At 56.3% G+C, this 23,712-nt stretch carries 16 protein-coding genes; 9 read left to right on the forward strand and 7 right to left on the reverse strand.

What is annotated here, in order from left to right; translation table 11 throughout:
- Positions 1-553 precede the first annotated feature (553 nt).
- Positions 554-2,302 (forward strand): hypothetical protein, encoded by a 1,749-nt coding sequence (locus UH5x_RS17415; RefSeq protein ID WP_482633162.1) that lies wholly within the window; start codon positions 554-556, stop codon positions 2,300-2,302.
- A gap of 156 nt (positions 2,303-2,458) precedes the next feature.
- On the opposite strand, the gene UH5x_RS17420 is transcribed toward UH5x_RS17415, so the two are convergent.
- Together UH5x_RS17420 and fae are read right to left on the reverse strand one after the other, a co-directional pair.
- Positions 2,459-3,343, reverse strand: a complete 885-nt coding sequence (locus UH5x_RS17420; protein ID WP_482633163.1) for an NADP-dependent methylenetetrahydromethanopterin/methylenetetrahydrofolate dehydrogenase — start codon at positions 3,341-3,343, stop codon at positions 2,459-2,461.
- A 105-nt stretch (positions 3,344-3,448) separates the two neighbouring features.
- A complete protein-coding gene (fae, locus tag UH5x_RS17425) occupies positions 3,449-3,946 on the reverse strand; it encodes a formaldehyde-activating enzyme (protein ID WP_047816521.1) in 498 nt (165 codons plus the stop codon).
- Positions 3,947-4,062: 116 nt separating this feature from the next.
- Here fae and UH5x_RS17430 point away from each other — a divergent pair, with 116 nt between their 5' ends.
- Positions 4,063-5,358, forward strand: a complete 1,296-nt coding sequence (locus UH5x_RS17430; RefSeq protein WP_482633164.1) for an ATP-grasp domain-containing protein — start codon at positions 4,063-4,065, stop codon at positions 5,356-5,358.
- Position 5,359: 1 nt separating this feature from the next.
- On the opposite strand, the gene UH5x_RS17435 is transcribed toward UH5x_RS17430, so the two are convergent.
- Positions 5,360-8,353, reverse strand: coding sequence for a DUF5060 domain-containing protein (locus UH5x_RS17435; RefSeq protein ID WP_482636013.1), 2,994 nt, complete (start codon positions 8,351-8,353; stop codon positions 5,360-5,362).
- Between the two features lie 265 nt (positions 8,354-8,618).
- Here UH5x_RS17435 and UH5x_RS17440 point away from each other — a divergent pair, with 265 nt between their 5' ends.
- The 3 genes from UH5x_RS17440 to UH5x_RS17450 all read left to right on the forward strand — a co-directional run bounded on the left by UH5x_RS17440 (position 8,619) and on the right by UH5x_RS17450 (position 11,032).
- The gene (locus UH5x_RS17440) at positions 8,619-8,933 is read left to right on the forward strand and encodes a DUF2853 family protein (RefSeq protein ID WP_482633165.1); all 315 of its coding nucleotides are present in this window, start codon (positions 8,619-8,621) and stop codon (positions 8,931-8,933) included.
- Between the two features lie 40 nt (positions 8,934-8,973).
- Positions 8,974-10,023: a threonine aldolase family protein gene (locus tag UH5x_RS17445; RefSeq protein WP_482633166.1), complete on the forward strand. Its 1,050-nt coding sequence runs from the start codon at positions 8,974-8,976 to the stop codon at positions 10,021-10,023.
- Positions 10,024-10,105: 82 nt separating this feature from the next.
- Positions 10,106-11,032, forward strand: a complete 927-nt coding sequence (locus tag UH5x_RS17450; protein ID WP_047816524.1) for a GGDEF domain-containing protein — start codon at positions 10,106-10,108, stop codon at positions 11,030-11,032.
- 6 nt (positions 11,033-11,038) lie between these two features.
- On the opposite strand, the gene UH5x_RS17455 is transcribed toward UH5x_RS17450, so the two are convergent.
- The 4 genes from UH5x_RS17455 to UH5x_RS17470 all read right to left on the reverse strand — a co-directional run bounded on the left by UH5x_RS17455 (position 11,039) and on the right by UH5x_RS17470 (position 18,632).
- Positions 11,039-12,379 (reverse strand): sugar porter family MFS transporter, encoded by a 1,341-nt coding sequence (locus UH5x_RS17455; protein WP_482636014.1) that lies wholly within the window; start codon positions 12,377-12,379, stop codon positions 11,039-11,041.
- 120 nt (positions 12,380-12,499) lie between these two features.
- Positions 12,500-13,957 carry a proton-conducting transporter transmembrane domain-containing protein gene (locus UH5x_RS17460; RefSeq protein ID WP_047816525.1) on the reverse strand — a complete coding sequence of 486 codons (1,458 nt, stop codon included), beginning with the start codon at positions 13,955-13,957 and terminating at the stop codon, positions 12,500-12,502.
- Between the two features lie 11 nt (positions 13,958-13,968).
- Positions 13,969-15,378: a proton-conducting transporter transmembrane domain-containing protein gene (locus tag UH5x_RS17465; protein WP_482633167.1), complete on the reverse strand. Its 1,410-nt coding sequence runs from the start codon at positions 15,376-15,378 to the stop codon at positions 13,969-13,971.
- Entirely contained in the window at positions 15,375-18,632 is a 3,258-nt protein-coding gene (locus UH5x_RS17470) for a DUF2309 domain-containing protein (protein ID WP_482633168.1), read from the reverse strand. Before UH5x_RS17470 ends, UH5x_RS17465 begins: the two co-directional genes overlap by 4 nt.
- A 217-nt stretch (positions 18,633-18,849) precedes the next feature.
- Between UH5x_RS17470 and UH5x_RS17475 the strand changes: the two genes are divergently transcribed.
- From UH5x_RS17475 to UH5x_RS17490, 4 genes are all read left to right on the forward strand, one after another.
- The gene (locus UH5x_RS17475) at positions 18,850-19,026 is read left to right on the forward strand and encodes a hypothetical protein (protein WP_160311488.1); all 177 of its coding nucleotides are present in this window, start codon (positions 18,850-18,852) and stop codon (positions 19,024-19,026) included.
- Complete coding sequence (locus tag UH5x_RS17480; protein ID WP_047816527.1) at positions 19,019-20,398, forward strand: two-component system sensor histidine kinase NtrB; 1,380 nt, start codon at positions 19,019-19,021, stop codon at positions 20,396-20,398. The genes UH5x_RS17475 and UH5x_RS17480 overlap by 8 nt, the downstream gene beginning before the upstream one ends.
- Positions 20,395-21,762, forward strand: a complete 1,368-nt coding sequence (locus UH5x_RS17485) for a sigma-54-dependent transcriptional regulator (RefSeq protein WP_047816528.1) — start codon at positions 20,395-20,397, stop codon at positions 21,760-21,762. The genes UH5x_RS17480 and UH5x_RS17485 overlap by 4 nt, the downstream gene beginning before the upstream one ends.
- A 249-nt stretch (positions 21,763-22,011) precedes the next feature.
- Entirely contained in the window at positions 22,012-23,706 is a 1,695-nt protein-coding gene (locus UH5x_RS17490) for a SulP family inorganic anion transporter (RefSeq protein ID WP_047816529.1), read from the forward strand.
- The last annotated feature ends 6 nt before the right edge of the window (positions 23,707-23,712 follow it).

A 23,712-nucleotide genomic window follows, 5' to 3' on the forward strand; every position in this document is an offset into this window, starting at 1 on the left:
AGACAACGCGCGGGCGACGATGCGCCGGTGACAGGGCAGTCCGGCAACGGGCGGGGAAGAACACTCAAATCTTGGCCCACAAAGTAACTCCTTCGTCACGCCGAAGCGACGGGAGCAGCGGCTGGAGACGACGAATGGGGCGGGAGGTCTCCGCCCCATGTCTTGGCTGGTGTTTCGATGTTCGCGGTCTGGGCCGATCGAAAATGACGCCCCGAACGAAGGGGAGGTTTGGGCGGGTTGTGCGATGTTGCGAAAATGCAACGCCTGTGTGTTTGGCGGGACGGTCTCGGCAAAATAGTGAGTTTGCGACTCCAGGGAGGTCGCAAAAGTGTCGTTTTTCGCGGGTTTTTTCTGCAAATGGCTCAAGTCTTGCCTACTCTTATTTGTGCGGCTGTTTTGGGCCCAAGGATGCCTGCCGCGCCAACGGCTTGCCCTTTCCTTTGGGTTCGCCATTGCAACAATCCGGCTGTGACTCACGGTTTGTGCACCTGTCGTCTCGATCCATCGAGACCTGGGTGCCACGCCTGGGTTTTCCTTTTTGAGACATGCCACCATGACCGTTTCGACTCGTATCGGCCTTCGCCTCAAAGACCTCTGTTTGAATGAACGTATGAATCACTCTGTCCTGTCATCGAAATTTGCCAAACTCTCGGCGCTGAGTTGTCTGTTGGCCGCTGGGACCGCATCGGCTCAGGACGCGTGCTGCTTCACACCGCAATATCGCTTGCAATCTCAGACGATCATGCAGCCCGAAGTGGTCGAACGCATGCGTCTGACCTATGAAACCCAGTACGTCGAAGAAGAGGTCAAAAGCTATCGGCCGGTCTTGAAGACCCGGGTCGAAGAACGCGAAGTCACGGTCCCAGAAACCGTCACCGAAACCGCGTTTCGCGAAGAACGCTACACGATCTACAAACCGGTCACGGAAACTTCGTACCGCGAAGAAACGGTCACGCAAACCCGGTACGTCAACGAGACCGCGGAACGCGAAGAACGTGTCACGACTTACCGTCCCGTGACCGAAACGCAGATGTACCAACAGCAGTACCAGGTGCAACGCCCGGTCACCGAAACGCAGATGGTTCAGCAGCAGTACATGGTTCAGCGACCGGTCACTGAAACCCAGATGCAAACCCAACAGGTCACCTCGTACCGACCTGTCACAACAGTTCAGCAGCAAACGGTCGACGCGGGTGGTTACGTGCCACAAACGACCGTCACGCCGAGCCAATTGCAGTACGGTTTGGGCTGGAACCCACGGGCCTACTACAAGCCTGGTCCGCTCGGGTTGTTGGCGTATCCGCGTGGTGCGGCGACCGCAGTGCCCGTGGTCACACCGCCGCAGGTCCAGACTCAAATGGTCTATCGTCCGAACTACATCAATCAACAAATTGCTCAAACGCAATACATGCCGGAAGTGCAGCAAGTCCAGCGTCCGATCCAAGTGACCCGGATGCAATCCGAAATGGTGACGCAGAACGTGCCGGTGACCGTGCAGCGAATGCAAACCGAAATGGTCACGCAAAACGTGCCCGTGCAAACGACGAAGATGGTTCCTCAGACGACTGTGCGAAAAGTGCCCTACATTGTGCAGCGTCCTGTGACGGAAACGTCCACTCGGAAAGTGCCAGTGCAAAGCAAACGTTGGGTCGCTGAAGAAGTGGTTCGCAAGGTTCCCGTGCAAACCAGTCGCGTGGTCTACAAGACTCGTCGCGAACCGATCACGGTGAAGTACTACGAGCAAGAAGAAGTCGTGCAAGTCGTTCGTCGGCCGGTTTCGGTTCCGCGATACCAAAAGTATCAAGTCCAGCAAATGGTCCCGCGGACCGTCGTCGAACGTGTGCCGTTGTCGTACGTCGATCCGTTCAGTCCCGCGATTACAAATGGTTACTCATCGTTCCGTCCGATCGTCGAATCGGCACCCTATTCGTCGAGTTACCCCAGCACTTCGAGTTACCTCGGTCCCTCGGTCATCACCGAGCCCGGTTCAGTGGCCAGTTCACGACCCATTTTGGATTCGGAAGAAACGCAACTCGATGCTCCTTATCAGTTGGATGAGTCCGAGCCCAGTTCCACGATGGGCAAAGTCGAATTTGATGCCCCGGAACCGGATTCCAACAGCGACCTGCCCGACAACTACGACCACATGTTTGATCCACAGGATTCAGACGAAGTCGAACAGCCTCAATTGGATGACAAAGAGGCCAGTTGGAAACGTCGCGGAATTGAGGGCCAACCCGCCAGTGTCCGCAACATTTCGCACCGCGTTCGCTGGAACCCAACCTTCGCTCGTGAGTTGTAAGTTCACAGGCAAAACAGGGTCCTTCCAAACCAGTTGACGCATCAAAAAGGCGAGTCTTTCGGGACTCGCCTTTTCGCGTTTCTTCAGGTGTCTCGGTCGAGAGTGGCTCTTTCGAAAGCCGCCACGGTGGCGATCACCGATGGTGGCATCCAGCGCTCAGCGATTCATCTGTTCCATCGTCAGGTCATAAATTTCATCGGCGTCCAGCACCAATGAATTCGACGTGAAGAGCTTGGCGATCGCGGCTTTGTGTGTTCGCATCTTCAGTCCACCCACGCCGATGGGACCGTAAGCGACTGGGCCGTCCGCCTGGCTTTCGTGCAGCGGTTTGGACTTCTCGAACGCTTCGACGCCGCCCAGGCCGGCGGGTGGGACCGCATTGAGGTCGATTGCAACCCGCAACTTGGCCAGGCCGAGGATCAGTTCTCTGGACGCCAGTTCCACGCCGGCCGCTCCACTGGCGATGATCACATCGGCGCGTTCCAGCAAGGCTTTCAAGTCGTCTTCCTTCTCGGGTGCGGCGGCTTCCAGGTTGCCGGAACGGACGTGGACGCCGATCTCTTGGCAGGCGGTCTCGGCGCGGTTGAGCGAACGGCTGGTCAGCAGCACGTTGGCGTTTTGCCTCGCCAGCATTTGAGCAACACGCCTGCCAACGGGACCGGTGCCGCCCAGGACCACGGCGGTGCAGCCATCCAGTGTCACGTGCTTGGAGGCGGAGGCCACCGCAGCGGCAGCGGTGGTGTTGCATCCGGAAGCGTCCAGCATCACCGAAACGCGAACGGGGCCAAAGAAAGCTTTTTGAACACGGCGAAAGATTGCTTCGGCTTGAACCACATCATTCCCGCCGATGAACAGAGCGGAGTGTTTGAGGTCGTCACCACCACGAGTGAACATGGCGCCGTGTACCAGTGATTCGACCGAGTCCGCTTGCACACTGCCATACTGGAACAAGTGGTCAACGCCCGCGTCCACGGCGACAACCGCATCGAACGAACTGGGGTGAGGATCCACGTCCAGTTGAAAGAGGATGTTCTTGGGCATCGTCGTCACCAGTGTGCAGAAAGATGGGTTCGTAGAAGACAAAAGAAAAGCTTCGGGCTCACGCCCGAAGCTTGTTCGTCATTTTGCTTTGGACCAAGTGTTGGCTCAGAAGCCCTTGAAGGGGTGAGCAGCGGTGTCCTTCTTTGCCAGCATGTCGTCCACAGTCGGTTTGCCTTGCATGGCCGACTTGAGGGCGTCCTTGGTGGCTTCGTAGTTGTACTTGTAGATCTTTTCGTCGTCTTCGGCGGCGGGGTGAATGAACACACCACAAACGCAAACCAGATCTTCGCACTGATCCTTTGGAATGATGCCTTCGCTGACAGCGTCGGCAACCGCTTGAGCGACGGCGGCTTGAGCAGGTCCGAACATTTGCACGGCTTGCTTCATGCCTTTGATCGTGACTTTGGTCACCATCACGGTCGATGGCTTCACAGCCACGTTGGGCTCGAGCACGGCCAACAGGTTTGTGTGACCTTCGCTTTGATTGGCCAATGCGTTGGCAAACGCTGCGCCGACGGGTCCGTCTTTGCTACCGATCATCAGATCGATGTGAGAAATTTCGTTGCCGTCACCGACGAGGGATTCACCAATGTGGAATTGCATGACAAGATGCCTTTGGAGAGGGGAAACAAACGCCCAAAGATTTACCGGTGGGAACACATGGTCCTTACCCCACACGCAGGATGAACACACCAATGGCGATGGGTGGGTCGGGCAGGTTGAAAACGGTAACAAACCCCTGCGACGGTGAGAACCGCCCCGCAATTCTGTTGGTGGGGGCGTCGGTTCGATGGGCCGCCCAATCGCTGCGTCGTGGGCAGCCTAATTCACGGCTCATTGGCCTGGATTGGTTCGGCGATTCCGACACCCGAATGGTTTGCGACCGATTCCATGCATTTCAGTCGGGCCAGGAACTCTCGCGAAATCTGTCCGAACAGATCGATTCGGTCGCGAATTTGCACGCCGCGAGAGTGGTCCACGTGGGTGGGCTGCAGGTCGCCGGGGCGGCGAATCCGTGGGAGGGCTGGAACCGCCTGCGTTCCCTTGTTTGCAAACTGGCCATCGAATCCGGCGTCGATGAGTTCCCGGTGACGATTCCTGTCACCTACCAGTGTTCTGCCGGGCGGGGCTGTTTGGCGGGAGCAGGCGGCGAGGACGCACCTCTGGCGGATTGGGTGGACGGAGCAACTGGCCGATCCATCGACTGGCTGTGGAAGCAAATCGGCGCGACCGGCGGTTTGGGAATTCGTCGGGTGCTGCCAGAGGACCTGTCGATCGCGACATCGGGCGACGGATGGTTGCAACAACGGGTTCACGGTCGCTCGTACGGGCTGGTGGCCATTGCGGAAACCAATCAGACACGGGTGCTGGGGCTGTCTCGCGGGCTCCATCACCGGTCCGGTGACCGGCCGTTTGTCTACTCGGGTTCGCGAGGCCCGATCTTCGAGGGGGGTGGCGCTGATCCCGGCAACGTGCCTTGGCGGTCGCTGCAAGTTCTGAGTGAACGAGTCGCACGGGAGTTTTCCCTTCGCGGACTTTTCAATCTCGACTTCATTCGTGACTCGGCAGGTCGATGGTGGTTGCTGGAACTGAACCCTCGTCCCAGTGCATCGTGCGAGATCATCGAGCGTTGGGCCACCGAGGCCGGATGGTTGTTTCCGGATCACTCCCTGATGCGAATGCATCTGGACGCCATTGATGGACGCGATCAGACGGATCTGCTGGGTTGCCGATCGAGTTCCGAATGGTTGCACGGTCGGAACGCATCCGCTCAGTGGGTCAAGCGAATCGTGTTTGCCAATCGAGATGTCTTGGTCGACGTCGAGAAAATTCAAAAGCGGTTGCGCGCAGATTCGATCGCCGTGGAACTGGCGGACCTGCCCTCGTCGTCCAACGCTTTTGTGAAGGCAGGCGAACCGATCCTGACGGTGTTGCTCAGGAAGGATGACCGCGCAAAAAGAATGGCCGCGGCGCAGTTGCGCCGGGCCATTCGGATCGTTCAGGGTGCAAGGTGAACTACTTCCGTAGCAACACGGCCCAATCTTGATCGGCGTCGGCGGGAGGATTGCCGATGTTGACCGAACCGCCGCCCGAAACGGTTTTGACGGAACCCGATTGCAGATCGCCCCCGCTGCGGGCGTTGTACCACTGCACTTGGAACTCGCCATCGGCATCACTCAGGTCGATGGACGTTGTGCCTCCGTTTGGCAAATACACCACGTACACCTCACCAGTCTTCGCCAAGCAATACTTCGAATTGTCGTGCTTGTCGTTGCCAATCAGTTCGTCGGCGTTGGTCATGTCCCAAAACGGGATCGAGTTGTTTTGGAAGAACTCAATCGCGATCCGGCACGCGTCCCAGCTCTGATCGCGACTTCGCCAATCTTCGCACGCAAGGTCGTTCTCGTCGTATTGATAGCCGAAGTAGTATTCGACTCCGCCACCACCACCCATGAAGTTGCCCCACAAGGTTTGCTTGCGGACTTCATGTTGGGTGTAGGTCATCTTTCCGGTTTTGTCGTGGCCGTCGTAACCGCGGTAACCAAGGTCGGGACACTGGCCGTGGGCGGCCGATCCCGATTCATCAAAGGCAACCACCCAAGGTCTGCCAGCCTCGCGTGATTTTTCACACCACTTCACGGTTTGTGAGTGAGTGTCCTTGATGTGGCTGTTTTGCAGTGACACGCCAGTCAGGTTGGACTTGTCACCAATCAAAGCATCGTACTTGAGGTCTTGCTGACCGGGGTAAGTGTGCAAGACGCGATGGTGCCCGTAAGGGTCCATTTCTTCGATGTAGTTCAGCATCGCGAGATGTTCGTCGGCGGTTTGCGTGGTCTCTTCGGAAAGGTTCCAGTTCAATGCCAGGTTGTGACTGAAGCGAGCGATGATTTCTCGCAAGTACAACTTTCGCTGCGTGCCGAGTTTGCCACCATCGAGCGATTCCGGTTTGTAGCCGTTGGACTTTTGACCTTGGCGATGGTCATCGTTCTCGGTTTCCTGCAACTTGAAATGCAGGTACATGCCGTTTTGGGTTCCGTGGTCAAAGACGATGCCCCACTGGTCCAGTTTGCTGCAGTCATAATGCAGTTTGTCGTCACGCTGGATGAAAGGCCATACGTTGTCGCCGTCTCCGCCCGCGTTGTAGGTCAAGAATGAAAACGCATTGCAGCCTTTCGATGAAAGGTAGTTGACCGCACCGATCAAACCCTTGCCTTGGCCGTCTTTCCAGGTTGGGTCGCCACGTCGCCAATCGCCAATGTGTGGTGCGTACTTCTTCAAAGGCACCCTGCCCGGTTTGCCAGCAACGGTCCCGTCGAACTCAGCGTAGCCCAGCAAGGTTTCAGGCGCGTCGGCGCCGGCTTTGAGGAAGTACGTTTCACTGCCCGCGAATTGCAGGTGAGGTTTGTTGACGTATTGCAAGCGTCCGTGAGCACGCAAGTCACGACCGGACTTGTTGGTCTTGGCGACGGTGAACTTCCCCGTCTTTCCGTCGAAGGGTGCCAATGCTGCTGAGGAGGCGTCTCGATCAATCGAAGCGTTCTTGCCTTTGACGAATCGAACGGTGTAGGTCCAGGTTCCCGTTTCATCCGGAGCAAAGTGAGCACGCCACTGAGTGCCTGATTCTGCAGACGAATTCGCGGCATCGCCATTGGCGGCGAAGTATCCCGGGACCAAGTGCTGTTTGCCGCTCTCGTGTTGAAACTCGACATCCAATCGATAGTCCAAGAATGGGTTCGGAGCGTTGTCTTTCTCGTGAGCATACGGACCATCGAGTGTCAGCGTGATCTTGTGCCACATGCGTTTTTCGCCACTGACTTTGACCGTGCCGTCGCCATCCTTTTCGCGAGGCATTTGGAGCGGTTGATCGCTGACCGGTTTGGTGGGACTGCCGGTGCGATCTTTCGAATCGGACTTGGCAGACGCTTTCGCGACGGACTGATTATTCTCTTTCGCGAATTTGGCTGCGACCTTGGCGGTCGCAGCATTCGCGGGAGTGAACGTCAATTCGCTCCAGCGTGCTCGGCTGAACTCTTGGCCGTCTGCCGATGCGATCTGAGAAGTGACTTCTAATTCAGCACCCTCGGTGACCTGGACGTTCGCAAAGGTTTTGTGGAACTGTTCGCCTTCGGCGTAAGTCTGGTCAGCCAATGGGCAAGTGAACGAACCGATGGACTCTTTGTCAGCAGACAGCGTGTAGGTCGATTGGCCATCGTTTTCTCCCACGGCCTTCAACGTGATGTCATAGCGGCCGCTAGGAAACGGAAACACCTTCTGTGCAGCAGCCTTTTTGTTGCGATCAGGGTTGATCGCCAACCATTTGCCTTGGTCCAAGTAGTAGCCATCGTTCTTGAATTCGAATTCTTTGGCGGGCAATGCAAGGGTTACTTTTTCGGAAGCTTGTTGGGGCTTCGCGGAAGGTCCCGCTGGGGGCCGTTTGAAATTTGGATCGGTGGTCATCAACCATTGGTCAAACTCGAACCCGTCTTCTCGCATCGAGAAGTGGATCTTGTGTTCGCCGGGCTCATGAATGTCCAGGAAGATCTTGCCTGGTTCGCCGCAGTGTTGTGCCTCGGTTCGCTGTTTGCTGTCCCAGTACCACGAATGTTTGCCTTGACACCATTGCAGACGTTGTCCCGATTCGGGCCAAGTCCCATCGAGGCCAACATGCAACCCGTTGTCTTCACCACCGGTCGAGTACGCTCGTACCCACACGTAGTAACGACCAGGAGTCTGCACGTTCACACGGTAGGTCAATACAGCCATTTTGCCGGGCTGCGGTGAAAAGTTGGTGCCGTGGATCAATTTGTCCGCGTGGGTGCGCCGTGTGTCAGGCAAAATTTCGAGGTAAGCGCCGCCGCTGGCGCTCTCCGCGTGCGATGGGTCTCCGTCAGGTTGGATCGAGGGAGTCGACTCTGCGGTTGTCAAATAGAAGGCGCGTTTGTCGGTGTTCGTTTGCGACGCGAAATCTTCCGCCTCGACTTTCACAAATCCTTTGGCTTCCTCGAACACTGTGTTCGGTTTTTGGGCCAAGGCGGTGACACAACAGGCAAACGTCATTGCCATTGCAACGACCGATTGCAGCACAAGAATCTTGCGTAATCTACACACTTGCATGATGGTGGAACTCCTCAAGGGGGGTGATGGGAGCGGACAATCTAGTTCAGTGGTTGCGGAATTGACAGCGATGGCTTTCAAGGTTGTTTCGTCGGTCACTGTCCACTACAAACGGGTGGTCAATTACGCCCCTTTTTTGCTCCCAACCAGAGACACAGTCATGGAAAAATACCTGGCGAACGTGAAGAAGTATGTCCCCAATCCCATCGAAGACGCGGTGGAATCCTTGGTCAACCACCTGCGGTTGGCCTTGGCAAACCGTGACTCGTCAACCGTTGCGGCAACCGACCCGGAAGAACTCGCCGGTATCAAGAGCGGTTACTGTTCAGTGAACTTGGACCTGACGTCCGAACAAGCCGACGCGGCCATCAAAAAGGTGTGCGAGATCATGAAGGGTGACAAAGCGAAATGTCGCGTCACGTTCTACTATTTGTTGGCACAGGAAAGCGATACCATGCACCGAGTGGCGGGATGATGATTCATTAACACGTTGAATTTTGGTGAGGTGTCGGTTCATGTTTTTTGCGAGTGACAATTGGGCCGGCGCCGCCGATCCGATTGCGGAATCCTTGAGTCGCCATGCGAAGGGTATGTCCCCCGCCTACGGGACAAGCGATCTGGATCGCCGCCTCGAACAACGATTCAATGAGTTGTTCGAAACGGACTTGGAAGTGTTCTTTGTCGGGACCGGTACCGCCGCGAATTCGCTGGCGCTGTCCGCCGTGAACCGACCGGGTGGGTTTGTGCTCTGCCACCGCGATGCTCATTTGATTGAAGATGAATGTGGGGCACCTGAATTCTTCACCTCGGGGGCTCGCTTGGCACCCGTGTCTGGTGATCATGGAAGGATCTGCCCGCTAGCCTTGCAGAAGCAATTGCGACGGTTTGACCCTAATTTTGTCCATCATGGACAACCGATGGCGGTCAGCATCACGCAAGCGACGGAAGTGGGCACGGTCTACAACGTTGATCAACTGAAAGAGATCAGCGGGATTGTTCACGAACACAAACTTCCGCTGCACATGGATGGGGCAAGATTCGCGAACGCACTTGTTCATCTGGACCTGACTCCGGCCGAGATGACTTGGAAGGCTGGCGTGGACGTGTTGTCGTTTGGTGGGACAAAAAATGGGTGTTGGTGCGCCGAGGCGATCATCTTCTTTCGCCCTGAGCTCGCCAAGCAGATGCCGTTCATCCGCAAGCGAGCCGCCCAGCTGTTCTCGAAAACGCGATTCATCGCCGCTCAGTTTCATGCTTACTTGGACGATGACCTCTGGCTGGGATTGGCCCGGCATGCCAACGCCATGGCCGCTCGATTGGCCACAGGGATTGAAAAATCGTCCCAGGCAGAACTGGCTTGGCAGAACGAAACCAACGAGGTGTTCGTGGTGATCGAGAAAGAACACGCCGAACGTCTGCAATCGGCAGGGGCCCGCTTCTACGCCTGGCCAACCCCCAACGACTCCACCACAGACCCTCCCGAGGGGCATGGTATGTATCGATTCGTGACTTCCTTCTGCACGGATCCCGCCGAAATCGATCAATTCCTGGGTTTGTTGGGGTAGTCAGCTGCTGAGTCCAGATCGTGTCGTAGGTTTGATCGTACTCTCAAATGTTGGCACTCATCTCGCGGACTGATCCAAGCTCATGCCCATCGAATCCCTTCGTTTATTATTGGTCGAAGACAACGATTTGGATGCGATGTTCATCACGCGTGTGTTCGAACGCGCCACCGTGATCGATGCCCAAATTGAACGCGCCTCTTCGTTGGGGGAAGCGTTTGAAAAGCTCGGTCAAAGTGATTTCGACATCGTCCTGTTGGACTTGGGGTTGCCGGACAGCAATGGTTTGCAATCGATTCGAGCCATTCGCGAACGCACCACTTCGATCCCAATCGTGGTGCAAACCGGTGACGACAGAATCGAAACAGGATTTGCCGCGATCGAAGCAGGGGCTCAAGATTTCCTGTCCAAGCACGACTTGAAGGATCACTTGCTGACCCGTCTGACGGTCCACGCAATTCTGCGGCAACGGCAGATGCTCGAACTTCAGGAAGCTTCCCTTCGTGACTCCATGACTGGGATCGCGAATCGCCGCTGCTGTGACATCGAATTCAAACGCCGTTCAGAAATTCTCTCGCATGATGGTGTTCCATTTTGCGTGGGCATTGTTGACATCGATCATTTCAAATCGGTCAACGATTCAGGTGGGCACGATTTGGGCGACCGCGTGATTCGCCAAGTCGCACGAAGCCTTCGTGACACCTGCCGACCGAAGGACTTGGTGGCCCGGATTGGTGGCGAAGAATTCGCGGTGATCTTCTCGGACACCACGATCGATGAGCTGGGATCTCTTCAGCAAAAACACCGACGCGCGATCGAGGAATTGGAATCTCTCACAGAAGAGATCAAAGTGACCGTGAGCATCGGCGCCACCTGTGTGTTGGCATCGGACGACAACCGATCTGCCTTCCAACGCGCCGACTCTGCGCTGTACACCGCGAAGAAAGCCGGTCGCAATCAATGCCGAATTGAGACTGCGATTCGACCGGCGATCAACGGGCAGATTGCCTGAGCTTGTTCAGTTGCGAATGCCGAGTTTCGCTTCCATTTGCTCCAATGAAATGCCTTTGGTTTCCGGCAGCATCGTGAAGACCCAGAGTCCTTGCAGAATCATCATGAAGCAAAAGAACCCAAAGATCATCGACGGTTGGAAATGATCGACGACAGACGGGAATACCAATGTCAAAATCGCGGCAAAGATCCAATGAGTGAAGCTGCCCAGCGACTGTCCCGCAGCACGGTGTTCGTTGGGAAAGACTTCTGAAATCAGCACCCAAATGACGGCCCCTTGTCCCATGGCGTGCGCCGCGATGAACGCAAAAATACACGCGGGAACGATGGCAAACGTTTCGGATTGAAACGCGTAAGCGCAGGTGCCCAGCGACAGGACGTAGCCCACCGATCCGATCAGCAACAACGTGCGCCGGCCCAGTCGGTCGATCAAGTACAGCCCGACGAATGTGAAGATCAGGTTGGTCACACCAATCCCAATGGACTTCAGCAAAGCGGTCTGTTCACCCATCCCCGCCAATTCAAAAATGCGTGGCGAGAAGTACAGAATCGCGTTGATCCCGGAAAGCTGATTGAAGAACGCAACCAGGAACGCGATCGAAATCGGTGTGAACAATCGCCGACTCCAAAAGGGCTCGGCGGGCGTTGTGTCAGACTCCGCTCGGACGGACGCGACAATCTCGTCGACCGTCTGCTGGATGTCGGCTTCGGACGCCTCGGGACGCAACTGTTTCAGGACGGTCACGCCCGCGGACCGATCTTTCCGAATCGCGATCAGCCATCGGGGGCTGGCGGGCAGTTGGAAACACATGGCTGTGAAGATCAATGCCGGCAGGGATTCCACCGCCAACATCCATCGCCACGCGTTCTCGGTGACCCAGGACCCGATCAAGTAGTTGGACGCAAACGCGACGAGGATTCCAAAGACAATGTTGAATTGGAACATCCCAGTCAGGGTGCCACGTTGTTCCGGCGGTGAGATCTCGGAGATGTAGAGCGGCGCAGCGACCGTTGAGATGCCAACTCCTAACCCGCCGATGAATCGAGCGAGCATGAAAGAGTTCATGCCGGTCGCGAGGCCCGACCAGATGGCCGACACCAAGTACAGGATCCCAATCCACAACAAGGTGTTCTTGCGCCCGAACTTGTCGGTGGGCCAGCCGCCTACCAACGACCCCACAACGGTTCCCCACAGGGCAGCGCTCAATGCGAGTCCGTGCTGAAAGTCTCCCAACGCCCACAAACTCTGAATGGCTTTCTCTGCTCCAGAAATGACAACGGTGTCAAAACCAAACAGGAATCCCGCCAAGGACGAAGTCAAACTCCACAAGAAAACGCGCTGGTTCAATTTCAATTGCCTGCTGTCGGAACGAGGAGGGACGCATCTTCGTCATGGGATCTGCCGCCGCTTCATGAGCAGACGGCAGCAGACCGCCAGCATGCGTTTCGTTCCAAGTCTAGCAAGACTTCATTCCGAAATGTGTGCTGCGGCCAACGCGTGCCCATGCGCCGCCGGTTCCGCAGGAGCATCCTCAAACGATGCGTTGCTCCGTAAACGAGTCAACTCTTTCGCGGCGTGGTAGCGAGACGCGATCCCGGGTTGTGGGTACAGTCCGCCTCCCAGCAGCAACAACGTCAGCAGCAAAATGGCGAATCGCTCAGCAGGCCGGGCTCGCATTGAAATCACGGTTCGGTTCTCGCAGCCGGTGAAGACGCGAAAGTAAGCCAGTAAAACCGCGACACCACAAAATGCAGTCGCGATCACCACCATGGTTCCGACCAGTGGATAAACCTCCACCGCACCTTCGATCAGCAATTCCATCCCGACAAATCCCACCGTCGCTGGAAACCCAATCGACGCCAGTCCTGTCAGCAAGAAGAAACCGGCCAGCATGGGCATCTGCGGGTACAGGCCATGGAATTCATCGAGTGAGATTCGTGAGATGCGAGCTTCGATGCATCGCAGTGTGATTCCAAACCCCGTCAGCGACATCGCCACCGACAGCCACAAACACAGCGCGCCGGTCAGACCGATTGGGGTGACCAGTTCCAAGCCCACCAAAATCAAGGAGGACTGAGACAGCAGCAAAAAGCAAAACATTCGGCGAGCATCTGATTGCACCAATGCCATCGCACCGGCATACACCGCGGTGAACAAGGACAACACCGCGATGCTTTGCAGCGCCCATGACGGAGCGATCGGCAGCACCAGACGCATCACCGCGTAGGCACCCACCAATGGAGTCGTGTGCAAGATCGCGGTGCCGAAGGTGGCTTTTTCAAATAGATCTGTCATCCACAAGTGCAGCGGGAAAATACCGCTTCGAAGCAGTCCGGCGGCTGTCAAAAACGCACCCGGGATCAGAACCGCAGATGAACTGGGATCGACCATTGTCAACCATCCGTAACCAACGACCAGCAATCCGGCGAACAGTCCCATGTGCAAACAATAAATCCGGGTGCAGCGTTTGCGACGGCGCAATTCCAAGAAAGGAGGGATCGTCGAAGCGACGAGCAGAATGATCAAAGCCCAAGACGCTCGACAGCTGAACGTGGCCAAGACCAACGATTCGGATATCAATGCCAGTTCGAGTGAGAACCGGGGCGCCTTCGTGCGGAGCGTTGACAGCACGATGACCATGAAGATCAAAGCCGCCAATGGCAATTGAAAGGCACTCAGCTCGTCGATGACAAAGACATCCGGCGGAAAAATCCAGCGCAGAAACGCCCAATGATCATGGGCTTCGAAGGCGCCGATCATGGTGAAGTCCACCAATTCGCCGATCGTCAGCAACAACGTCACAACGCACACCACGACGGTGTCACGCAAGGCGCGTTCGCCATTGCCACGCCATTGCAGCCACAACACGCCGAGAAGCGGAACAAGGATCGAACACTCGATCCACGGAAAATGCAGTTCAGACAACGGTCGAATTCCTAAGCGGCGGTGGAGATGTCTTGTGATGTGTCGTTGGCCAAGTCCGGCGAAGTCTCGTCCGTGTTTGCGTCCGGTTCCCGTGAAAGCCAACGAGTGATTTTTTGTTCGCACTCGTTGCAGGCGCGGAAACACTTCACAAACGGACCCGCGACCCAGCGGTCCAGGGCGATGTCCATGAAGCCGCGGTCGAAACCAAATCGGTAGCACCAACGTTGAGCGGATTGGGGCAGCCAACGCACGCCCGACCAAGACGGTTGCGTCAAACGCGAGCCGATCTTGTTTTCGAGGTCGTTGTAGTCACGAAGCAGTGTTGGAGCACGAAGCAACTGCATCGTTCGCAACGTCGCGTGGCCCATGATGTGAATCAACGCCAGATAACGGAGTCCCAGCCCAATTTCGACCACGATGATTCCGACCTGGGTGAGCGAGGCGTACGCCAGCGATGTCTTCACGTCGTTCTGAACCCGAGACATCAACGCGCCACCGATCGCAGAGATTGCTCCCAGTGACAACACCATCATTTGCAATGCGAGCGAGGCTTCAATCAGTGGGCTGAGTCGAAGCAACAAATAGGCACCCAAGTGCACTGACAATGCACCATAGAAAATGGCGCTCGAAGGAGTGGGGCCTTCCATTGCTCGCGGCAACCATCCGCTGAACGGAAACAACGCCGATTTCCCTGCCGCACCAATCAACAACAATGTGCCGACCAGCAACGCCTGAGAAGGCGTCACCGCTGCGGTGCCTTCGGGCCAGATCCCTGAACTCATCAACCCGCCAAAGTCACCTTCCCCCACCATGTGATGCATGGTGATCGCGGCGATCAACAAGGCGGCGTCCGAGAGTCGGTAGATCGTCCAGACGCGTTGCCCGTTGCGAACCGGATTTTCGCGTTCATGGAAGTAGGCGATCAACAACGCTGACGACAGACCGACCATCTCCCAACCAACGAACAGTGTTTCAATCGTGCCTGCCAAGGAAGACAGCACCATTCCACAATAAAAGATGGCATAGAACAAAAAGAACCGGGCAAAGCCTTGCTCGCGGTGCAGGTATCGCCTCGTGAATTCACCAACAACGCCGCACAAAACGCATGACAGCATTAAGAACGGAATGCTCAATCGATCGAAGGTGAACTTCAGATGGAAGTGAAACGCTTGCTCAGGAATCGTGACCCAGTTTCCAAATTCAATCGGGACGTTGCGAATGCCGGTCGCCAACATGGTGATCAAAATCGCGATGGCTGGCAGCAGCGACAGCAGCACTGATGTCTGCATCAGCCGGACGGTAGTGGTTTCACTGAGCGGACGACTGAACAGCAGCGACAAACCCAGCACAGCCAGGAGCAACACGGGGCTGGCAACCACGGCGGTCCCCAGCGAGTGAAAGAAGATATCCAGAGTGCTCATGCCAGAACTCCCGCTGGACTTGCGTTCGATTCGGATGAAGTCATCGGTTGTTTAATCTCAGTTTCTTGAATGGTCGCAAAGCCCAGGTGGTCTCGCTGACCCCGGTACCAATGCATCGAGGATTCGACGATCGGGATTTCGGACCCGGAAACCACATGCGGTTCGTAATGTCCATCGACATAACGTTGGATGATGGAGGTGACCGGATCGATGACCGCGACCTGGACCCAGTTGCCCTCCACCAAACGGCGAATGCCCTCGTTTTTGGCAACGAGTTGCGATAGTTTTTCAGGGGTGGTCTCGATGACAAAGAGAATCCGCATCGGTTCGTGGATCTCAATCATTTGCTGCGAAAGTCCGGGACGCAAATCGCTGGCCGCGCCCGTCATGACGCCGACCATGGACGCGACATTGTGCGGTAGTTTGGAACCGCACCCGTAGCCTTCCACGTCGACGGTCGAAAAGTAGTACTCCAAACTGATGCCGCTACAAACCGGTATGGCCGCTTGCAAAATACGGGTGAGCACGCTGCAGTCTTCATCGTCCACCGCAGGATCGTATTCGGTTACGAACGCGCGTCGATCCAGGAACAACCCTCGCGACCAATCACGCCGACCAACCGTTACCAACGCGTTGGTTGCGTGGTTGTATTCGGGGCGTGCCTGCGACAGATCTTCCGCCCGTTCTTCCACGTGTTCGAGAGCCTCTTGCGGTGTCAGATCCAAGGGGGCAGACTCGAACCGACGAGCGCGTTCATGTGCGTTTCGCGTTCGGGTTTCATTGACCTTCGATTCAATTCGTCGAAACAGGGCTCGATGCGATCGGGGCAAAGAATCCAAGTCGTAGTAGTCCACGTCATCACTGCACGTGTTGTGATAGGCCCCGACAAAACGCACCTCCTCGGGCAACTCAATGCCCTGTTCGGCCACGCGTCGACGGACCCTGGGGTCATTGGCCATCACCGCGAAAGCACGTGCGTTGGGCCCACCGCGGCCACCGCTGCAAGCCCCGCAGTTGTAAGCGGATTCGTGGGGGTTGTTCAGGCTGCCGCTGCCATGACCAAAGAACACGATGATCGGTGGGAAGTCACGGACCATCCCGATGTCTTCTAGAATGCGGACAACGATCTGGGACATCTCGTCGAGGCTGTAACCCATCGATTCTGGAGCGGAACCCGGTTCCGCTGCCAAACGTTCCAAATGCAATTCCGTTTTCGGGGGCCGCACGAAATTCCCCATCGACTCTCGGATTTGTGAAGTCAATCGTGGTGCCAGGATTCGGGCGACCATGGGGACCGTCGCCACAGCGCCGAACAGACCGGTGACCCAACCGCCAAGCAAAGTCCGTGAGTTCTGGTGGATCTGATGTGCGAACCATCCCAACCGTCGTCTGCGGAGTGCTCTTCGTTCACCCGCCGCCATCGACGAGAACAAAGGTTCTTCGCGAACATAATGTTGAGGGGAAATGATCCCCGGGCACAATGGCCGGAAATCAGCGTGGTCGGCTCCTTGGTAGTACATCGCAACCGCGAAGAAACCAGCCGCTGATGCGGTCCGACATTCTGGATCGACCTCTTCCAAGTGACGCCGGAACGACTCCTCTCGATCGTCAATGCAAAAGATGGCTGCGTAAGCCGGAGGCGGGGGCGGTTGCTTCAGCTCACGTCGACGGCGCGAGTGAATCGCGATCGCATCGAGAGCTTGTTTGGCATAGTGACGCTCGTACGCTGCGTGCAACAAACGACGACGATCCAAAGACGGAAACGATTCGATCTCAGTGATCAAGCACCGCCACTGTGCGGCTGACATGTTCAGCAATTGTTCGGGGGTCCATCCGCCCAATTGTGCCAATTGAAAGACGGTGTGGGTGCGTGAACGCTTGGACGGAGTGGACCGGGAACTCGCTGATTTTAAGGCGAGCCCAATGATCTCACTGGCGGTTCCAACGCTGAATTTTGCATTGCCAAAGTGCTCCACCGCGTGCGTGAGCAAGATCAGACGAACGGCCAAGTACTGGTTGAGAGAACCTTCCGGGACCGGGTTCGGCAAGAATGGGCTGTTCGTTTCCATCTGCCAAATCATGCCTGACCAGCCTCTCAGCGTGAGCAGACACTCCGAGAGAAAACTCTCGCATTCGTTGTTCGGAATTCCAAGTTTGTTGAGTGACCGTTCGATGCTTTGGATCGCATCCCAATCGGTGTGCTGGACTTCACGTAGCGCCGCGTCGATGCCCACCATCCAGCCCGCACGAATCGCCCACCTGCCCAAGAACAAATTGGCAAAGGCTTTGGCAAAGCCGTCTTCTCGTTCTGGCAGTGCCCAATCGGCAAAGCCCTGGTCGAGAAAGCTGCCGCAAAAACGAATCAGGACATCATCGATCTTCGTGTTCAGGTCGACTCCCAATTCGCCGAGCATCAAATGGTTCAGCGAATCAACGTGTGTTTCCGCAGGTGGCGGCACCTCCGCTTGCTCCATCCCCTGCCGACAAGCTTCCCAGAGAGCGTGCAGAACGAAAGATTCCCATTGCTCGTCGTTCCAGCGATGGATTTTGGATTCGCCCGCCGCCTGCAATCGATCACGCAGGGAAGAGGGAAGAGGCGATGGCCGAGTTGGTGAACTCGCGGCGGTTGCTTCCGTGTTCGCGAGCGGTTCGAGTTGCCGCATCACCCAGCTGCGAGTTTGAGTGATTGTTTTTTCACGGTACGGAGCAGGAACCTCGTTCCGGAATCGATCCAACAATTTTGTTTCAGCCAACACCCAGCTCAGTCCTGATTCCGGCATGGGCTGAAGCTCTGTTTGCAACATTGACAAACGCAACGTGTAGCGAGTTCCAAATGTCGCCACGAGTTTGTCTGCGTCTTCTTGCAAGTCAGCCATCAAGACTTCGCGAAGGTCTTCTCGGCAGATCCGACCTCGGGCAAGTTCTTCGTGGTAACGCTCCTCACTGAGATAGGGTTCGCATCCAAATCGACGTCCGCCTTCGAGCACAGCTTCTTCAAACGGCATGTCGTCGAAAGCATGCAAGGTGTTGTGGTGAACGAAAACCGAAATGGGCCCCTGAGCCGGTAGAAAGTGCCTGGCATGCTGAATCGCATGGACCACATCGAAGGGCGGAGGGTCCGTTTTCGCCGGAGAGGCGATCTGACCACTGGGCAGTGATGTGTCGTCAAAGTCTGCGGAGGAAAGTGCCGTTTGATCGCGGTTGTCGGAGGTCACGCCGGATGCAATCGATGTGGAGGGGGTGGGTTGGGTCATGCGAGCTTCATCTGGCCAGTCTGGCGTGGCACACGGAATCCGAACGCGAATGACAAAGAAGATAAGTCAAAATCAATTTTGCCGAAGTGACCCAAAGGGCCAGGATTCGCAAAAAGGTACCTGACACCTTTTTGGGCGTTCTGGGGGCGTGTGCGAGAAAACAGAGGTTGCTTGGCGAAGCACGTGTTGTGCCAAGGCCAGGTTTGGGTGAAAACGAATGCAACTGGTGAGCTTGCAGGGCGGGAATGACGCGGTTTTTGGCCCCGTGTTCGATTTCAGCGACAATGGGATGTCATCGGCAGGTGTGCAGTTGTTTGCACACCTGCACTGCAAAACCTTGCATCGACGCCCGCGAATGAAACTGTCCTTCCAACCACCCGATCTCGATGTTTGACAACCACGATGGACCCAGTGTCCGGCGTTTCGCCGCGGGGCTTGCACTGTTGAGCTTGACGGCGTTCGCGGTCACAGCGGCGATGTTGTACCACGTGCAACACGAGCAGGAAATTTTCGCGGAGTTGACCGAACACCTGCCCAAGAGCGACCTCGAAGCCGCTCGCGAATTGTCGGGCGAACTCAGTTTGCAGGGCGGATTGGTCGTGTTGCTGGGGCTGAATATCATCGGAACCGCGATCGCTTTGGCCTGGGTTGTTCGCGGCTACCTCAGCAGCGAACGAACGCTGCAAGATGTCAAAGTCTACTCCACCGACGTGCTGGCCAGCATGGATGCCGGGGTCATCACCACGGATCGCAATGGCCGGATGACCAGCATCAATCCCAGCGGATTGCAACTGGTCAACTGCGACCAAGAGCATCTGGGAAGGACGTTGGAATCACTCGGAAAACGTCACGCGTTGCTCGCCGAAATTCGTGACGAGGTCGCGACGTATCATCATCCCATTCGCGATCGTGATTACACCGTCGACAACCAAGGTCACCGTCAAACGTTGCGAGCGGGATGCACCTTGCTTCGAAACCGACGTGGAGAAGAAATTGGCACCGTGCTGCATGTGCGGGATGTGTCGGAAAAGGAATTGATTGAAGAACGCCTCCGCCGGATGGAACGCTACATGGGATTGGGGTCGCTTGCCGCAGGATTGCAGCATGAAATCAAGAACCCGCTGAGTGCCCTGTCCCTGCACATTCAACTGCTGTGTGAGCGGTTGGACGCGACAACACAAGACGCGGAAGTCGACGAATTGTTGGATGTCTTGCACACCGAGGTTCATCGCATCAACGATGTCCTGGACGGGTTCCGGAATTACGCGTCGACCAACCAAATCGGTCTCACGTCAGTGGACGTGGCGATTTTGATCGAACGATTGGTGCGGTTGCTGCGTCCACAAGCCGAGCAGCAATCGGTGAAGCTGGACGTTCAGCTCCCGGCTGAAATGGTGGGTTTGATCCAGGGTGACTCGGTCGGTTTGGAACAAGTCCTGTTGAACTTGGCATTGAACGGGATGGCTGCGATGGCCGACGGCGGAAAACTCACGTTCCGCCTCAGTCGCCAAGATGAATTTGTTCGGATCGATGTTCGTGATGAAGGCAACGGGATTCCCGAGGAAATTCGATCGCGCGTCTTTGATCCGTATTTCACAACCCGCAACAACGGCACTGGCATGGGGTTGGCTTTGTGTGACAAGATTGTCCGGCAACACGATGGCAGCATTGATTTTCGGGTGCTTGAGAACGACGCATCCGACACACACCGTTCCGTTCAAGGCACCGAGTTCACGGTCCTCCTTCCACTGAGTCAATCAGCATGAACCGCAGCGAATTCTCGGTTTTGATCGTCGATGATGAACCCAACATTCGTTCGGGGTTGGAAAAAGGTTTGGTCCAGGAAGCGGACCGAATCGAAACCGCCGTGGACGCCGAAAGTGGTTTGGCCAAGTTCGAATCGGGGCACTTCCAGTTGGTGATCGCCGACGTTCGATTGGGCGGAGGCATGGACGGCATCGAATTGCTTGGGCGAATGCGGCACATCGACCCGGAAGTGTCGGTGATTGTGATCACCGCGCACGGCACCGTTGAAACCGCCGTGGATGCGATGCGCGCCGGGGCGTTTGATTTCATTTCCAAGCCATTGGATTTGAACTTGGTTCGGCAGCAGGTCCGCAAAGCGCGGGAACACCGAGAACTGCGTCAGGAAAATCAAACGCTGCGAACCCGGTTGGCCGATGCGGGGGAACTGTCCAATATCATTGGGCAGTGCGCCGCGATGCAGGATGTCTTTCACCAAATCCGTCAAGTCGCCGCCACCGAAGCGACCGTGATGATCCAAGGAGAAAGTGGTTCGGGAAAAGAACTTGTCGCTCGTGCGTTGCATGACCTGAGCGACCGCAGTGGTGGTCCGTTCGTGGCGGTCAACTTGGGCGCGATGCCGGAAACATTGCTCGAGAGTGAGTTGTTCGGTCACGAGAAAGGATCGTTCAGTGGCGCCTCACGACAAAAGCCGGGGTGCTTCGAACAGGCAGGCGGCGGCACGTTGTTTCTGGACGAGGTCACCGAAATGTCCGCAAAGAGCCAAGTGGATTTGCTGCGTGTGTTGGAATCGCGGCGATTCACACGCGTGGGTGGTGAAACCGTTTTGGAAACCGACGTGCGAGTGGTTTCGGCCACCAACAAGTCCGTGCCGGAAATGATCCAAGACGGCTCGTTTCGCGAAGACCTCTATTACCGGTTGAATGTGATTCCAATCGAGGTGCCATCGCTGCGTCAACGCCGCGATGATATTCCGCTGCTGATTGAACACTTCCTTCAACACTTTTGCTCGCGACACGGCCGTCCGATGAAGCAAATCGCTCCGGACGCGATGCGGGTGTTGGTGGGGGCTCAGTGGCCGGGGAACGTTCGACAGCTTCGCAATCTGGTCGAGCGTTTGGTGGTGACGCACACGGGCGATGTGATCGATTCTCATGAGCTGCCAGCGGATTTGCAGCCCGCGACGCTGGGCAGTGGTACCAAGGTGCTGCCCGCCTCCTTGAGCGAAGCGGTCGAAAACTGTGAACGTGAGATGATCTCGGCGGTTCTAGCCGAGTGTGATTTCCATCGTGAAAACACGGCAAAACGGCTCGGCGTGAGCGTCCGAACGCTGCACTACAAGATGGGCCGCTACGGTTTGCACTGACCCTGCAATTCTTTGCAGTCTTCACGCAAACGCTTGCACGTTCCCTCGATGAGAGCCTGTTGGCGAATCCTGTCACGGATTTTCGCAGGAAAACTTCGCTGGGTTTGACGCCGTGATTTACGGGGGAAGATTGCGGCTTGGAGCTGAGTGCCCGGGCTCTGGAACCGCCTTGGTACGATGCATGCTCTTGAGTGAGCCGACCGCTCCGGCGGCAATGGTTTTCACTCAGTTTGCGATGCCGATCTCAATATGAACGCTCCCTCGGACCCCTCCGTCACCCCCACCGACGAGCCGCCACGAGGCGATCTCAACGGTTTCAAACGCTATTTCAAAGACGACCTGATCGCTGGCGGTTTGGTGTTCTTGATCGCCTTGCCGTTGTGCTTGGGGATCTCACTGGCGTCCGGTTTCCCCGCCATCGCTGGCGTGTTCACCGCGATCGTCGGCTCGGTCCTGACGACGTTTCTGAGCAACAGCGAACTGACGATCAAAGGCCCCGCGGCCGGGATGATCGTGATCGTGCTCGGAGCCGTGAATAGCTTCGGCTACACCGCAGGGGTGGACCAAGTGGCGGACATGCAAGCCTACAAAATGGCGCTTGCCGTTGGCGTGGTGGCCGGTTTGGTCCAGATCGTCTTTGGGTTGTTGCGAGCGGGGATCCTCGGCGACTTCTTCCCCACCGCGGCGGTGCACGGCATGTTGGCGGCGATCGGCGTCATCATCATGGTCAAGCAATTGCCCATCGTCGTGGGGCAGTCCGCGACAGGCGAACCGCTGGAAATTTTACGTGAGTTGCCGCACCTCTTGATGAACGCGAACCCCGAGATCGCGCTGATCGGTGGCGTGTCCTTGGTGATCTTGTTTGGTCTGGCGTTTCTAAAGAGTCGGACCAGTATCAGTTTCATCGACAAAGTCCCCGGCCCCTTGGTGGTTTTGTTGGTCGCGATCCCGTTGGGAATGGCGATGAATTTGACCAGCGACCACACGTACACATTGATGGGAAAAGAATTCGCGGTTGGTGAGAGCGACTTGGTAACCGTGCCCTTCAATTTGTTTGGTGCGATCACGTTTCCTGACTTCAGTGTGTTTCTCAACAGTGAAACACTGCCCACGGCATTGGGGTGGGTGTTGATGTTTGCATTGATTGGTTCTTTGGAATCGTTGCTCAGCGCCAAAGCCGTCGACATGTTGGATCCCTACAAACGAAAAACCAACTTGGACCGAGACTTGTGGGCGGTCGGCGTCGGCAACATGGCAGTCTCCTTGATCGGCGGTTTGCCCATGATCTCAGAGATCGTTCGGAGCAAAGCCAATCTCGACAATCAAGCCAAGACGCGATTCGCGAATATGTGGCACGGTGTCTTTTTGCTCGGATTCGTTGCCCTGTTGCCTGGATTGATCCACAACATCCCTCGGGCCGCGTTGGCTGCGATGCTGGTTTTCACCGGATTTCGTTTGGCATCGCCCAGTGAATTCCGAAGTGTGTACCGTGTGGGACGTGAGCAATTGATCATCTTCGCAACAACCTTGGTGGCTGTTCTCGCCACCGATTTGTTGATCGGGATCGGCATCGGGATCGGCACCAAATTCGCAATTCACCTGTTCAATGGTGTTCCTCTTCGATCGCTGTTTGTGCCGACGCTGGAGTTCGATGAAACATCCGAAACCGAAGTCAGCGTTCATGCAACCGAGTCGGCCGTGTTCAGCAACTGGATCAGTTTTCGGCGTCGAGTGGTTGAAAAGAGCCTGAAACAAGGCAAGAACTGCACTGTTGATTTCAGCGATGTTCACCTGATCGACCACAGCGTGATGGAAAAATTGCATGAACTCGAAGGCGAATTTGCTCGCGAAGGGATTGAATTGAACGTCGTGGGGATGGATCATCACCAACCGTTCTCACGACATCCGATGGCCGCCCGAAAGCGACCGCTCGTGAGTCATTGATTCGAC

It is taken from the genome of Rhodopirellula sp. UH5, from assembly GCF_056839225.1.

What these genes read in the sequence shown, in the direction of transcription:
- UH5x_RS17415 (WP_482633162.1), top strand. Translation starts at nt 554, where the DNA reads ATGACCGTTTCGACTCGTATCGGCCTTCGCCTCAAAGACCTCTGTTTG.
- UH5x_RS17420 (WP_482633163.1), bottom strand. Translation starts at nt 3,343, where the DNA reads ATGCCCAAGAACATCCTCTTTCAACTGGACGTGGATCCTCACCCCAGT.
- fae (WP_047816521.1), bottom strand. Translation starts at nt 3,946, where the DNA reads ATGCAATTCCACATTGGTGAATCCCTCGTCGGTGACGGCAACGAAATT.
- UH5x_RS17440 (WP_482633165.1), top strand. Translation starts at nt 8,619, where the DNA reads ATGGAAAAATACCTGGCGAACGTGAAGAAGTATGTCCCCAATCCCATC.
- UH5x_RS17445 (WP_482633166.1), top strand. Translation starts at nt 8,974, where the DNA reads ATGTTTTTTGCGAGTGACAATTGGGCCGGCGCCGCCGATCCGATTGCG.
- UH5x_RS17450 (WP_047816524.1), top strand. Translation starts at nt 10,106, where the DNA reads ATGCCCATCGAATCCCTTCGTTTATTATTGGTCGAAGACAACGATTTG.
- UH5x_RS17465 (WP_482633167.1), bottom strand. Translation starts at nt 15,378, where the DNA reads ATGAGCACTCTGGATATCTTCTTTCACTCGCTGGGGACCGCCGTGGTT.
- UH5x_RS17470 (WP_482633168.1), bottom strand. Translation starts at nt 18,632, where the DNA reads ATGACCCAACCCACCCCCTCCACATCGATTGCATCCGGCGTGACCTCC.
- UH5x_RS17475 (WP_160311488.1), top strand. Translation starts at nt 18,850, where the DNA reads ATGCAACTGGTGAGCTTGCAGGGCGGGAATGACGCGGTTTTTGGCCCC.
- UH5x_RS17480 (WP_047816527.1), top strand. Translation starts at nt 19,019, where the DNA reads ATGTTTGACAACCACGATGGACCCAGTGTCCGGCGTTTCGCCGCGGGG.
- UH5x_RS17485 (WP_047816528.1), top strand. Translation starts at nt 20,395, where the DNA reads ATGAACCGCAGCGAATTCTCGGTTTTGATCGTCGATGATGAACCCAAC.
- UH5x_RS17490 (WP_047816529.1), top strand. Translation starts at nt 22,012, where the DNA reads ATGAACGCTCCCTCGGACCCCTCCGTCACCCCCACCGACGAGCCGCCA.